Source organism: Streptomyces niphimycinicus, assembly GCF_018883605.1.
GTDB lineage: Bacteria > Actinomycetota > Actinomycetes > Streptomycetales > Streptomycetaceae > Streptomyces > Streptomyces niphimycinicus.
This window is the reverse complement of sequence record NZ_JAHLEM010000653.1, coordinates 1-12,341: the sequence shown is the minus strand read 5'-3', so window position 1 is coordinate 12,341 and position 12,341 is coordinate 1. Positions and strand designations below refer to the sequence as shown.

The window sequence follows — 12,341 nt, the reverse complement described above, 5'->3', positions numbered from 1 at the left end:
CCGGGTCTTGAAGGCCGACGTCACGGCCGGAAGCCGGATTAGCCAACAGCGTCGGACCGGATCACATCCGGCCCCTCCGGCCACCCCTATGTCACCGCAACAGCTATGTGCTCGCGTCCGAGTTGCCGCGCAGTTTCACGTTCGCCGTGCTCGCGTTCTTGATCGCCGTCTCGATCTGGGCCATCGACGAGCCGGAGTTGATTCCGGGGACGGTCGCGCTGTTCAGGGCGTAGAGCGTGAAGGTGTACGGATGGGTCGAGCCGCCCGGGCAGGGGCCGAAGTACTGCTGGGCGTTGGCGCCGCTGCCCATGGCCTTTTGTTTGGCTCCGTCCTGGCCCGGGACGTTGAAGCCGGAGCCCAGCGCCTCGGGCAGGGAGAGCTTGGCCGCCGGGATGTCCCAGATCGCCCAGTGGAGCTTGTTGCCGCTGTTCGCGACGTCGGCGAAGACGATGGCCCAGCCGCGTGCGCCGGTGGTTCCGGCGCCCCAGGCCAGCGGGGGTGAGGGGTCCCGGCCCGCCGTACCGTCGCCGGCGCAGGTGTGGCGGTCCGGGATGGTCGCGTTGTCCTTGAAGGCGCTGCTGCTGAGCTTGAAGTCACCGGCGGTGCCGTCGTCGGAGTAGACGATGTCGATCCGCAGGATGCGGTCGTTGCCGTCGGTGCCGTCCTTGTCGGTGGAGGTGGTGAGCCAGATGTCGCCGTCGTGGTCGACCTCGACCGTGCGCAGCCGGTCGTAGGTGCCCTGGAAGTACGTCTTCTGCTCGACGAGGTTGGCGGAGGAGTCGATGCGCATGCGGTAGACGCGCTTGCCCACGGTGGTGGCGACGAAGACATGGTCATTGATGATCGTCAGGCCGCTGGGTGAGGCCGAGGAGGTGGACCAGGTCTTCTTCGGCGCGATGTAGCCGGCGTTCGAGCAGTCGCCGCTGGTGCCCTCGCAGTTGGGCCAGCCGTAGTTGCCGCCCTTCTGGATGAGGTTGACCTCGTCCATGACGCTGTTGCCGAACTCGGACTCCCACAGGCGGCCCTTGGAGTCGAAGTCCAGGCCCTGCGGATTGCGGTGGCCGAGGGACCAGACGGCGTTGCCGAAGGGGTTGTCGGACGGGATCGAGCCGTCGGGGTTGATCCTGAGGATCTTGCCGTTGAGCGAGTTCCGGTCCTGCGCCCGCGACTCGGTCTGGGCGTCGCCCATGGAGGCGTACAGCTTGCCGTCGGGGCCGAAGCGCAGCCGTCCGCCGTTGTGGAAGCGGCTCTTCTCCATGCCCTGGAGCAGCACCTTGTAGCCGCTGAGGGTGTTGTTCTCCAGAGTCATCCGGGCGATGCGGTTGCCCTCACTGGAGGTGTGCACGAAGTAGAGGTAGTGGTCGGTGGCGAAGGTCGGGGAGACCTCGAGACCCAGCAGACCGCCCTCGCCGCCGGTGGTCTGGGAGTTGGGCACCTTGCCGACCAGGGTCTTCGTGCCGGACTTGGTCAGCTTGTAGACGTTGAAGGTGTTGCGCTCGGTGAAGATGCCGGTGCCGTCGGGCAGGAAGCCCAGGCCCCAGGCCACGTCCACCCCGCTCGCGATGGTGCTGACCGTGCCGGGGTCGGGGGTGCCGCCCGGCTGGGTTCCGGAGGTGGTCACCGTGATCTCGGGCGTGAAGGGGGACTTGTTGCCCTTGAGGTCGTACGCCCTGACCTTGAAGGCGTACGCGGTGTTGGGGGTCAGGCCCGCGACGCTGGTGGAGGTGGTCTCCGAGGTGCCGGACAGTACGCCGTCGCGGTAGATCTCGTAGCCCGTGACCTTGACGTTGTCGCTCGACGCCGACCAGCCCAGATCGACGGTCGTCGCGGTCTTCGAGGGGGAGGTCAGGTTGGCCGGGGCGGTCGGCGGCTCGGTGTCGGGCGGTGCGGGCAGGGTCGCGATGGTGACGGCGTTGGACGCCTCGGAGGCGTTCCCGGCCGCGTCCCGCGCGAAGACGGTCCAGTCGTACGAGGTCTCGGGGTCGAGGTTCTCGACGGTCGCCGCGAGGACGTCCGCGCCGACCTTCTTCATCAACTGGCCGTGCTGATAGATGTCGTAGCCGGTGACGCCCACATTGTCGGTGGCCGCGTCCCAGGCCAGCGAGACGGTGGTGGCCGTCGGCTCCTTGTCCTTGCGCAGATTCGCGGGGGCGGTCGGCCGCTCGGTGTCGGCGGGGCCGGTCGGGGTGACGGTCAGCTTGTCGAGGTTGGGGCCATCGACGCCGGAGGTGGTTGCGCGGACCGTGTTGCTGCCGGCCTTGAGCGTGGCGTTCACGCTGACCGTCTTCCAGGTGGTCCAGGCGCCGGTCGCCGGGAAGGAGAGGTCGTCGGCGACGGTGCCGCCGCCCACGGCGATGTCGAGCGGGCGGTCGGCGGAGGCGCTGGCGTAGCGGAAGTCGAGCCGGGCGGGCCCGGCCTGTGCCGCGTCGACGGTGAACTCGACGTAGGCGCCCGTGACGACGTCGAAGTTGACGAATCCGGTGCCGGAGTAGCCGGCGTGGTTGGACTCGACGGCGCCCTGGGAGATCTTGGCGGATTCGGCCTCGTACGGCACGGATGCGGCGGCGGCCTTCGCGTCGGAGGGCTGGGCCGCGCTGATGTTCGGCAGCGTGATGACTAAGGCCGCGGTGGCCGCGGCCAGGAAGGCACCGACCGCTCGGCGCGGTCTGCGGGGTATGGGCGCCACAGGGTTTCCTCCGGACAGACTAATAGGAAAGGTTCCTATCAGTGACGCGTAGCGACGCGTCCACGTCAAGAGGCGTGCATGGTACGGACTTGGTGTGTGCGCCATGGATTTGGCGGGCGCGGCATGGACGTACGGACCGTTCCGAACCGAAGTGATCCGCGATGTCACAGCTATGTGCTGGGTGCGATCTGGGGCGGTCACAACCCGGCGGTGGGGCGGCAGTTGGCCGCCGTGCGGCGTTCTCCATTACGCACACTGGTTCTACAGAGCAGGTCAGTACGAGCACAACGGATGACGAGTGGGGGCATGCGCCATGGCGGACGGTTGCCGGGACTGCGAGACATGTACGAGGTCGTGGCTGGGGCGGCTGCTCCAGAACGCTGCGGTGGGGCTGATGCATGTGGTGACGATCGGCATCAGCTATCTGATCAAGAAGGGGTTCAGGCGGCACTGCCCGCAGTGCAAGCACCTGCTGTCGCGGCACTCGCGCAGGGCGGACGGTTCATTCCGGGACTGAGCACCTACTGGCGCGCCCGTTGCCGGGGGCCCGTCCCGAGGACCGGCCCAGGAGCCCGACCCCGAGGACCGGCCCAAGCCCGGCCCAAGAGGGAGACGCAGGTCACATGCGGTCCTGTCACATCACCCCGAGCCGTTCCGTCAGGGAGGTGTCAGCACAGCAACCGCAACGACACAGGAGAGCCCATCATGGATGCTCGCTTGAACCTCTTCGGCAACCCACTCCTCGGCACGTTCCTGAAGCACCTCAACTCGGCGGGCAAGGCGGTCACGGGCTCGGCGCTCCCGGCCGCGACGCAGGAGCTGGTGAAGCTCCGCGCCAGCCAGATCAACGGCTGCGGCTTCTGCACCGACATGCACACCAAGGACGCCGCGAAGGCCGGGGAGACCTCGACGCGCCTCAACCTGGTCGCGGTCTGGCGGGAGGCCACGGTGTTCACCGACGCCGAGCGCGCCGCCCTGGAGCTGGCGGAGCAGGGCACCCGCATCGCCGACGCGGCCGGTGGTGTCACGGACGAGGCGTGGGCGAACGCGGCCGAGCACTACGACGAGGAACAGCTCGCCGCGCTGGTGGCCATCATCGCCATCATCAACACCTACAACCGCCTGAACGTCATCGTCCAGCAGCCCGCCGGCGACTACCAGCCCGGCCAGTTCGGCTGAGACCGGGCCCGGCGTCCGCCGTCGGAAGCCCTCTTGGACGGTCGAGCCGGAGGCGCTCGGCCTTCGGCAGCCCCGCGACCACCAGGTCGTAGGAGTCCTCGATGAGCTCCCGGACCAGCCGGTCCGGGAGGCCGCCGTCGACCGTCACCGTGTTCCAGTGGCGCTTGTTCATATGCCACCCCGGGATGATCAGCTCCGGATGCCCCTCACGGAGCCGACCCGCGTCCGCCGGGTCGCACTTCAGATTCACCGTGAGGGGGCGGGCGTCCAGCGTCGTCAGGGCGAAGATCTTGCCGAGCACCTTGAAGGTCGAGACCTCCGGGTGGCGGGAGAACGGGAACTCCTCCACCACGGCGTTGAAGGAGAGGCAGAAGGACCTCAGTTGTTCGGGGGTCACTCCGGATTCTCCTCGTACTCGACGTACTCGACGTGCTCGACGTGCTCGACGTGCTCGACGTGCTCGACAGAAAAGGCTCAAGGGTGCGACGACGAATCCACCGTAGCCCGTGCCTACGACAGCCGACCCGACTGGCGAGAATCCGTGGCGGCTCGGCAGAAACGCTCGTGGTCGAGGCCACGGCCCCTGCATAACCTGCCGAAAAGCGCGATTCCACGCGCTTTCCGGCACACCACGGAGGTTCGAGTTGGCAGGCGATACGACGACACAGCAGACACGAACGACGCAGGGGAACGGTCCGCAGGCGGACGCGGCCGCACATCCGATGGACGTCGGCATGCTGCTGTACGAAGGGCATACGACGCTCGACTTCGTCGGTCCGCATCTGGCCTTCGCGAGTGCGGGCATGCGGGTTCACCTGGTGTCGCACTCACTCGACCCCGTGGCGTCCGACAGCGGCCTGGCCGTCCTGCCGACGGTCACCCTCCAGGACTGCCCCGCTGACCTGGACATCCTGTTCGTACCCGGCGGACGTATCGACGAGGTGCTGCTCGACCGCGCCAAGCTCGACTTCCTCGCGCACCATGGCCGTACGGCCTCGTACATCACCTCGGTCTGCACCGGCTCGCTCGCGCTCGCCGCGGCGGGCCTGCTCGACGGCTACCGGGCCGCGACCCACTGGGCCACACGGGACCAGTTGGCGCGGTTCGGCGTCGAGGTGTCGAACGAGCGCGTGTGCGTCGACCGGAACAGGGCCACCGGCGGCGGTGTGACCGCGGGTATCGACTTCGGGCTCACCCTCGTCGCGCGCATACTGGGCGAGGACGCCGCGAAACTCTCCCAACTGGCCATGGAGTACGACCCCCAGCCGCCCTTCGACGCCGGTACCCCCGAGGGCGCCGGGCCCGACGTGGTGGCCCGATTCGCCGAGTTCGCGGCTGCCACCTTCGGCGAACGCATCGACGAAACCATCGCCCGCGCCGTCTCGCGGACATTGGAGCAGCGCGCAGGGGCTCAGTCGTAGCACCGCTTACGCGCGGACCAGCCTGATCGTCTCGTTGGGCACGATCGTGCCCTCCGCACGGCGTTCGAGCACGAGGAGGCCGACCGCGATGTTCCGGTAGGTGCAGGCCAAGCGGGGGTCTCCCATCAGAAGGAGGGCCACCTCGACAGCGCCGGCGCTTCCAGACGGAGGAAGGTGGCCTCCGACGCCGTGAGGGGCCGTAGTGCCGTGGCGTGATCGGTGGTCGCCGCCCCTTATACCGGCACGCATGCCTCGGCCCAATGGTTGCTTCGCATCAAAGGATTTCCAGTGGGCCCCAACCCCGAGTTGCGGCCCCCCACGTGCGGGGTGACGGTGGACATAAGGGGGACACAGGGGCGTGGGAGAACGTGGGGGCCGAATGGCAGAACGTGGGGGCCGAATCGGAGAACGTGGGGGCTGAAGAAGACGCACAACGCACAGGACCGCGCCGGTACACGGAGCACCGGACCGTCGTCCTCAGGGCTTGGGCCCGGCTTTCCGCGCAGTGGCGCGTGTCCGCGATCGGGGGAACGCACTGACCGCGACCGCGCACAGGAGCGGAGAAGGCAATGACGAACGGACCTGGGCCCGTGGGGCCCATGGGCAACGGCCCGAACGGGGAGCGGCCGCCGCGGGCCGGTATGCCGCTGGGGACGCAGCCGACGGAGTACACCGGGCGATATGTGGTCCTGCTCGATCAGCAGGAACCCGAGCGCGGGATGGAGGCGCTGCGCTCGTCCGTCGGGATCGCGTCCGTGGAACGCGTCCGCGGGGCGGAACCCGGGGCGGCGGAGCTGCTGGCAGAGCCCGATGTGTCGGTGGTCTTCGACGAACTCGGCGTCGCCGTCGTCGATGTGCAGCCGGACCAGCGCCATGCGCTGGTCACCACGGCGGAGGCGGAGCCGACGATCATCGCGACGGAGCCGGAGCGCGTGGTGTACGCGTCGGTGATCACGGAGCCGCACCACACGCTGACCGGCTTCTTCCCTACCTACCGCAGCGACGAGGACGAGGTGACCCGGCACACCCGGGCCGAGCTCGCCACCTCGCTGGGACCGGCGTGGGACGAGCAGAACACCACCTGGGGGCTCCAGGGGATCCGCGCCAACTGGTCGCATCTGACGGGCAGCGGGGTGAAGGTGGCCGTGCTCGACACCGGTGTGGACACCGACCATCCGGATCTGACCGAATGCGTCGAGGCGACGGCCTCCTTCGTGCCCGGGGCGAGTGTCGAGGACGGCCATGGCCACGGCACCCACTGCGTCGGCACGGTGGCCGGTCCGGCCAAGCCCGGGCACGCGCCGCGGTACGGCGTGGCCGGTGAGGCCGGGGTGCTGGTGGGCAAGGTGCTCAGCGACCAGGGCGTGGGCTCCGACGGCCAGATCCTGGCCGGGATGGCCTGGGCGGTCTCCCAGGGCGCCCGGGTGATCTCGATGTCGCTCGGGGCTCCGGTGGAGCCTGGGGAACTGTTCCCGCAGACCTACGAGAACGTGGCGCGGCGAGCGCTGCGGCGCGGCACCGTGATCGTGGCCGCGGCGGGCAACGAGAGCCGGCGGCCCGGCTTCGTGGCGCCGGTGGGGCGGCCCGCCAACTGCCCGTCCATCCTGGCGGTGGCGGCGCTCGGCAAGGATCTGGGGACCGCGTTCTTCTCCTGCGGCGCCATCAACGGCGAGGGCGGGGAGATCAATATCGCGGCGCCGGGGGTCGACATCTTCTCGGCCGCGCCCGGCGGGACGTACCAGACCATGAGCGGCACGAGTATGGCGACGCCGCATGCCGCCGGTGTCGTCACGCTGCTGGCCCAGGCGCATCCGGAGGCATCGGCGGCCGACCTCGGCACCCGACTGCGGTCCGGGGCCCATCCGCTGGCACAGCCGGCCGCGGACGTCGGCGCGGGTCTGCTCCAGGCCCCGTGAGCGGGGACGCTGTGGGGCAGGCGGCGCGATCCGGGCCGGTCGGGGTCATCCTCTCGGTCGACCCGGACCGGTTCGCCCAGGTCGTGGAGGCCGCGCGCCGGGTCGGGCTGACGGTTACCGGTGAGCAGCGGATCCTCGGCTCGCTGTCCGGGACCATCGCCGAGGACAGGATTCCGGTCCTGGCGGCGGTGGACGGCGTCGAGTCGGTGGACCGGGAACAGATCGTCCGGCTGCCGCCGCCGCCCGACTCGCCGATCCAGTGAGCCCCGCAGGCTGCGGGGTGCGGGATGCGGGATGCGGGATGCGGGCTCAGACGTGGTTGAACGGTTCGGCGTAGGCGAAGGCGCCCTTGAGAGTGGGCTGATAGGCGGTCAGGGTCCGGACCTGGAAGTAGTCGCCCCAGGCCGGATCCGGGGCCGTGATGCCGTAGTCGGTCGACGGGCGGAAGCCGAACCGGCCGTAGTAGGCGGGGCTGCCCAGCAGGGCGACCAGAGATTCACCGAAGGCGTCCGCGGCGCCGAGCACCGCGTGGACGAGCGCCTGGCCGACGCCGCGGCGCTGATGGGCGGGGTGCACGCTGAGCGGTCCGAGACCGAGGGCCAGGGCCAGGTCGGAGCCGACATGGCCGCGGGTGCAGACGACATGTCCGATCACCTCGTCGCGGTCGCCGGTGGCGACGAACGACAGGGCGGGCAACCAGCCGTCGCTGATCCGGAGTTCGTCCAACAGGGTGGTTTCGACCGGGACCGGGACCGGGGTGTCCGGGGTATCCGAGGTGTCCGACTTCGCGAACGCGGCCGAGGTGACGGCCCGGATGGCGTCGATGTCGGAGCGGGTCTCTCGTCGGATCAACATCGGGTCAGGATGCGTCCCAAAGCGGTGCGGTCGCAAACCAATTGTGCGCCGCCGCGCGAGACGGTCTTCGGGGTCAGCCCTTCATGGCGCGGGCGGAGAGGGCCCGTTCCACCTGGATGTACGTCACGTCGTGGTCGGCCAGGACATGCGCGGCGACACCGGGGCTGGCGGTGAGGGCGAGTAGCAGATGCTCATCGCCGATGTACTTGTCGCCACGGGCGAGGGCGATCCGCAGCGAGCGCTCCAGCACCGACTTGGCCTCCCGGGAGAACGGGCGGCGCAGGGGGCGCCTGCCGCGGCGGGGAGCGCGTGCGGAGGCGGCTCCGGGAGCGGAGTCGGTGGTGGATCCGGCCGTGGCGAGGGCGCCCACGCCATGTGCCTCCTCCACCCGCGCGACGATCTCGTCCACATCGATGCCGAGCCCGGCCAGCGCCTCCACATCGGCGCCGGTAATGCCCCCGCGCCGCCGGACCTCGGCCAGAGCCCGCTCGATCGAGGCTCGGCGGCCGTGCGCGCCGAGGGCGGTGAGCACCTCGGCGGCGGGGCTGCCTTTACGGTCGCTACGGGCACGGGCGTCGACCTTAGGGCCGCCGCCGTCCTCCTTACGGCCGCCGCCGTCCTCCTTACGGCCGCCACCGTCCTCCTTACGGCTGCTGTCGGCACCGCTGCCGCCCGTCCCGCTGCCGCCCGTACGGTCCAGGAGCGCGAGCAGCAGCTCGGCCTCGCCGATCGTTTCGGCGCCCGTGTCCTCCGCGTGGCGGACGGCGCCGCGTACGACCTCGCGGGCACTGGTGGTGAACCTCTCGAACATCAACGCCTCCCGTGCTTCTTGTGGACCGCCTGCCTGCTGACGCCCAGTTCGGCGGCGATCTCCTGCCACGACCAGCCCTTGGCGCGGGCGCTGCGCACCTGCACGGCCTCCAGTTGCTCCAGCAGTCGGCGCAGCGCGGCGACGGCGCGCAGTCCGACCCGGGGGTCCCGGTCGCCCGCGCGCTCGGCGAGATCCGTTGCTTCGGTCATGCTGTCAATGTAGGTTGACGCCTCGCTCGCCGTCAACATGGGTTGACGAATGAGCCCGTAATTGGTTCGACGCGGCCGCCGGACATCCGGCAGCCTCCCGTCATGGACCCCCATTACTGGCCCCTGTACGGGCTTCGCCTTCGTACGCCGCGCCTGGAACTGCGGCTTCCCGACCTCCCCCTCCTCGACGAACTCGCCGCGGTCGCGGCGGACGGGGTGCACGACCCGGCCGAGATGCCCTTCAGCATCCCCTGGACCGATGCGCCCCCGGAGGAGCGCGGACGCAGTTCCTTCCAGCATCTGCTGGGCACGATCGCCGAGTGGCGGCCGGAGAAGTGGACCCTGAGCCTCGCGGTGCTGCACGAGGGAGCGGTGATCGGGCGGCAGGACCTGTTCGCGACCGACTTCGCGGTCACGCGGGAGGCCGAGACGGGCTCCTGGCTGGGCACCGCCCATCAGGGCAAGGGCCTGGGCACGGAGATGCGGGCGGCGGTGACGCACCTGGCGTTCGAGGGCCTGGGCGCGCTGTCGCTGACCTCGGGCGCGATGGTGGAGAACGGCCGCTCGCTGGGGGTCTCCCGGCGGCTCGGCTACCGCCCCGACGGGCTGTCCATGCTCGCCGTGAAGGGCGAGGCCCGCACCCTTCAGCGGCTGCGACTGGATCGCGCGGCCTGGGAGGAGCACCGCACCACCTCGGTCGAAATGACCGGACTGGAGCCGTGCCGCGCGCTGTTCGGCGCTCCGTGACGGGGCCTGATGGCCCTGGTGGGCCCTGGTGGGCCCTGGTGGGCCCTGGTGGGCCCTGATGCAGCCCGATGCGAGAGTGCGAGGCCGCATCGCCCGCTCTACGGTGGTTTGAGGGGGCCGGTGCGGCTAATGGAGGTGGCATCCATGGCGGGCAAGTTCGAGATCTACGAGGACAAGGGCGGCAAGCACCGCTTCCGGCTGAAGGCGGGCAACGGCGAGATCATCGCCGTCGGCGAAGCCTACGAGTCCAAGTCGGCCGCGCAGAAGGGCGTCGAATCCGTCAAGAAGAACGCCCCGACGGCCGAGGTCAAGGAAATCCCGAGCGACAAGATGTAGGCGCGAAGGCCGGGTAGCCGTGCCCTCGTGCGGGCAACCGCGTGCGCACGGCGCTGGTTACCCTCCCTTCCGTGGTCAAACCTCATATAGCGAAGCCTCTGGCCAAGGGGCGCGCCTCGCTCCGGCGTCTGCGCACGGCGCTCCGGCGTCTGCGCATGGCGTTCCTGCGTCGCTGGCGCCATCCGCGGCTGAGATGGCCCAAGCGGATCATGGCCGCCTTCGTCGGCTGCCTGGTGCTGGCCGTACTCGCCGCCGGGATCTCCCTGCGGCTGCTGTACGCGGGCGATCCCGGGCCCGGTACACAGACCCGGGGCCGGGACGCCGTATGGCTCGGACACGCCTGGGTGGACGCCCGCAAGGGCGAGGCCGAACTCCAGGGGCTGGTGCGGCGGGTGCGCGGCACCGGGATCCGCGATCTGTACGTCCACGCGGGCCCGTTGGAGCACGACGGCACCCTGCCCAAGGAGCGCTACCCGAAAGTGGGGTGGCTGCTGAAGGCGGTGCACCGCGAACTGCCCGGCGTCCGCGTCCAGGCGTGGCTCGGCGACGTCCTGGACACCGAGGGCCCGACCGGGCTCAGCCTCGCCGACGGCGACAACCACGCGCGGATCGTAGGCTCGGCGCGGCAGGTGCTGGACGCGGGTTTCGACGGCGTCCACTTCGACCTGGAGCCGCTGCACTCCGAGGACCGGGCCTACCTCGCCCTCCTCGACGCGCTGCACGCCCTCACCCGTCCCCGCCACGTCCCGCTGTCGGTCGCGGCCCACCAGATCGACCCGCTGCCCGCCCTGCACTCGGTCGCGGGGTTCCTCACCGGCCATCCCAAGTGGTGGTCGCAGTCGTACTTCGGGCAGGTGGCACGACGGGTCGACCAGATCGCGGTGATGTCGTACGACACCTCGATGCCGATGGAGAGCCTCTACGGCGGCTATGTGGCCCAGCAGACGGAACTCGCGCTCGAGGTCACCCCGCCGACCACGGATCTGCTGATGGGCCTCCCCGGCTACCACACCAACAACTTCGGCCGTCACGCCTGGGCCGAGACCGTCCCGGCCGCGGTCCGCGGCGCCCGCCTCGGCCTCGGCCGCGAGGACCGGCGGCGTGAGCGCTTCGGGGTGGCGCTGTACGTGGACTACGCGGCGACGGACGACGACTGGGCGGCGTACCGGGACGGGTGGGGGCGACGCGAGGCGGACTGACCGGGGCGGGGCGTTCGGGACGAGCGCCCCGCGGTGCGGGCGCGCCCGGTCAGGAGCGGGACGGGGTGACCAGGCCGGACTCATAGGCCGCGATGACCAGTTGAGCGCGATCGCGGGCGCCCAGCTTGCCCATGATGCGGCTGACATGGGTCTTGGTGGTGAGCGGGGAGAGGCCGAGGGTCTGGGCGGCCTCGGCGTTGTTGAGGCCGCGGGCGACGAGGGCGAGCACCTGACGTTCGCGCTCGGAGAGCGCGGCCAGTGCGGCGGGGGCCGGGGCGCCGGGCGGCGGGGCGTCCGGGAGCCGCAGGACGCGGGCGATGAGGCGGGCGGTGGGGCCGGGCGAGAGCAGGGACTCCCCCGCCGCCACGGTCCGTATGGCGTCCAGGAGTTCGGCGGGCCGGGTGTCCTTCACCAGGAAGCCGGACGCGCCCGCGCGCAGCGCCTCGACGATGTGCTCGTCGGTGTCGTAGGTCGTCAGGACGAGGACCTTGACACCGGCCAGGTCCTCGTCGGCGGCGATGCGGCGGGTCGCCTCGATGCCGTCGAGATCGGGCATCCGGATGTCCATGACCACGAGGTCGGCGCGGGCGGTGCGGGCCAGTTCGACGGCCTCACGGCCGGTGCCCGCCTGCCCGACCACGTCCATGTCGCGGGCCGAGGAGACCAGCATGGCGAAGGCGGACCGGACCAGCCTCTGGTCGTCGGCGAGCAGCACCCTGATCGGCACGGCGGCGCCGGATGTCGGATCCGGTGAGGTGGTGCCGGACGATGGGACCGATGCGGCGGTCTCGGACGAAGGGTCCGGCGCGACGGTCCCGGAGGCGGGATCCACGGGGGCGGCGCCTGACGCCGGGGCCGCCGGGTGTGCCGGGCGAGTCCCCGACGCCGGGTCCGCTGGGCGAGTCCCCGACGCCGGGTCCGCTGGGCTGGTCCCTGGCGCCGGGTCCGCTGGGCTGGTCCCTGGCGCCGGGTCCGCTGGGCT

General features: G+C 70.7%; 13 protein-coding genes and 1 pseudogene. 8 read left to right on the top strand and 6 right to left on the bottom strand.

Going from position 1 to position 12,341, the window contains the following annotated elements; translation table 11 throughout:
• Positions 1–103 precede the first annotated feature (103 nt).
• Positions 104–2,686 (bottom strand): PQQ-dependent sugar dehydrogenase, encoded by a 2,583-nt coding sequence (locus tag KN815_RS39225; RefSeq protein WP_216346576.1) that lies wholly within the window; start codon positions 2,684–2,686, stop codon positions 104–106.
• 313 nt (positions 2,687–2,999) lie between these two features.
• Here KN815_RS39225 and KN815_RS39220 point away from each other — a divergent pair, with 313 nt between their 5' ends.
• Together KN815_RS39220 and KN815_RS39215 are read left to right on the top strand one after the other, a co-directional pair.
• A complete protein-coding gene (locus KN815_RS39220) occupies positions 3,000–3,203 on the top strand; it encodes a hypothetical protein (RefSeq protein WP_216346575.1) in 204 nt (67 codons plus the stop codon).
• A 188-nt stretch (positions 3,204–3,391) separates the two neighbouring features.
• Entirely contained in the window at positions 3,392–3,865 is a 474-nt protein-coding gene (locus tag KN815_RS39215; RefSeq protein ID WP_216346574.1) for a carboxymuconolactone decarboxylase family protein, read from the top strand.
• A gap of 34 nt (positions 3,866–3,899) precedes the next feature.
• On the opposite strand, the pseudogene KN815_RS39210 reads toward KN815_RS39215, so the two are convergent.
• Positions 3,900–4,262, bottom strand: a pseudogene (locus KN815_RS39210) (MmcQ/YjbR family DNA-binding protein); the annotation flags it as partial.
• A gap of 247 nt (positions 4,263–4,509) precedes the next feature.
• Between KN815_RS39210 and KN815_RS39205 the strand changes: the two are divergent.
• The 3 genes from KN815_RS39205 to KN815_RS39195 all read left to right on the top strand — a co-directional run bounded on the left by KN815_RS39205 (position 4,510) and on the right by KN815_RS39195 (position 7,465).
• Positions 4,510–5,286 carry a DJ-1/PfpI family protein gene (locus KN815_RS39205; protein ID WP_216346572.1) on the top strand — a complete coding sequence of 259 codons (777 nt, stop codon included), beginning with the start codon at positions 4,510–4,512 and terminating at the stop codon, positions 5,284–5,286.
• A gap of 569 nt (positions 5,287–5,855) precedes the next feature.
• Positions 5,856–7,202, top strand: a complete 1,347-nt coding sequence (locus KN815_RS39200; RefSeq protein WP_216346571.1) for a S8 family peptidase — start codon at positions 5,856–5,858, stop codon at positions 7,200–7,202.
• Positions 7,199–7,465 carry a hypothetical protein gene (locus KN815_RS39195; RefSeq protein WP_253209520.1) on the top strand — a complete coding sequence of 89 codons (267 nt, stop codon included), beginning with the start codon at positions 7,199–7,201 and terminating at the stop codon, positions 7,463–7,465. The genes KN815_RS39200 and KN815_RS39195 overlap by 4 nt, the downstream gene beginning before the upstream one ends.
• 46 nt (positions 7,466–7,511) lie before the next feature.
• Here the strand turns inward: KN815_RS39195 and KN815_RS39190 are convergent, their stop codons facing one another.
• The 3 genes from KN815_RS39190 to KN815_RS39175 form a co-directional block, all read right to left on the bottom strand.
• Entirely contained in the window at positions 7,512–8,057 is a 546-nt protein-coding gene (locus tag KN815_RS39190) for a GNAT family N-acetyltransferase (RefSeq protein ID WP_216346570.1), read from the bottom strand.
• A 73-nt stretch (positions 8,058–8,130) separates the two neighbouring features.
• Complete coding sequence (locus tag KN815_RS39185; protein ID WP_253209519.1) at positions 8,131–8,868, bottom strand: Clp protease N-terminal domain-containing protein; 738 nt, start codon at positions 8,866–8,868, stop codon at positions 8,131–8,133.
• Positions 8,868–9,077: a helix-turn-helix domain-containing protein gene (locus KN815_RS39175; RefSeq protein WP_009718008.1), complete on the bottom strand. Its 210-nt coding sequence runs from the start codon at positions 9,075–9,077 to the stop codon at positions 8,868–8,870. The genes KN815_RS39185 and KN815_RS39175 overlap by 1 nt, the downstream gene beginning before the upstream one ends.
• A gap of 102 nt (positions 9,078–9,179) precedes the next feature.
• On the opposite strand from KN815_RS39175, the gene KN815_RS39170 reads away from it, so the two are divergent.
• From KN815_RS39170 to KN815_RS39160, 3 genes are all read left to right on the top strand, one after another.
• Positions 9,180–9,824, top strand: coding sequence for a GNAT family N-acetyltransferase (locus KN815_RS39170; protein ID WP_216346569.1), 645 nt, complete (start codon positions 9,180–9,182; stop codon positions 9,822–9,824).
• A gap of 144 nt (positions 9,825–9,968) precedes the next feature.
• On the top strand, positions 9,969–10,160 hold the full coding sequence (locus tag KN815_RS39165; RefSeq protein ID WP_216346568.1) for a YegP family protein: 192 nt from the start codon (positions 9,969–9,971) through the stop codon (positions 10,158–10,160).
• Between the two features lie 155 nt (positions 10,161–10,315).
• Positions 10,316–11,359, top strand: coding sequence for a glycoside hydrolase family 18 protein (locus tag KN815_RS39160; RefSeq protein WP_372458594.1), 1,044 nt, complete (start codon positions 10,316–10,318; stop codon positions 11,357–11,359).
• 49 nt (positions 11,360–11,408) lie between these two features.
• Here KN815_RS39160 and KN815_RS39155 read toward each other — a convergent pair whose 3' ends face one another.
• Positions 11,409–12,086 (bottom strand): response regulator transcription factor, encoded by a 678-nt coding sequence (locus KN815_RS39155; RefSeq protein ID WP_216346566.1) that lies wholly within the window; start codon positions 12,084–12,086, stop codon positions 11,409–11,411.
• Positions 12,087–12,341 lie beyond the last annotated feature (255 nt).

Coding starts and splice junctions, on each gene's coding strand:
- KN815_RS39215 (WP_216346574.1), top strand. CDS start 3,392: ATGGATGCTCGCTTGAACCTCTTCGGCAACCCACTCCTCGGCACGTTC.
- KN815_RS39165 (WP_216346568.1), top strand. CDS start 9,969: ATGGCGGGCAAGTTCGAGATCTACGAGGACAAGGGCGGCAAGCACCGC.
- KN815_RS39160 (WP_372458594.1), top strand. CDS start 10,316: ATGGCGTTCCTGCGTCGCTGGCGCCATCCGCGGCTGAGATGGCCCAAG.
- KN815_RS39200 (WP_216346571.1), top strand. CDS start 5,856: ATGACGAACGGACCTGGGCCCGTGGGGCCCATGGGCAACGGCCCGAAC.
- KN815_RS39190 (WP_216346570.1), bottom strand. CDS start 8,057: ATGTTGATCCGACGAGAGACCCGCTCCGACATCGACGCCATCCGGGCC.
- KN815_RS39220 (WP_216346575.1), top strand. CDS start 3,000: ATGGCGGACGGTTGCCGGGACTGCGAGACATGTACGAGGTCGTGGCTG.
- KN815_RS39170 (WP_216346569.1), top strand. CDS start 9,180: ATGGACCCCCATTACTGGCCCCTGTACGGGCTTCGCCTTCGTACGCCG.
- KN815_RS39175 (WP_009718008.1), bottom strand. CDS start 9,077: ATGACCGAAGCAACGGATCTCGCCGAGCGCGCGGGCGACCGGGACCCC.
- KN815_RS39185 (WP_253209519.1), bottom strand. CDS start 8,868: ATGTTCGAGAGGTTCACCACCAGTGCCCGCGAGGTCGTACGCGGCGCC.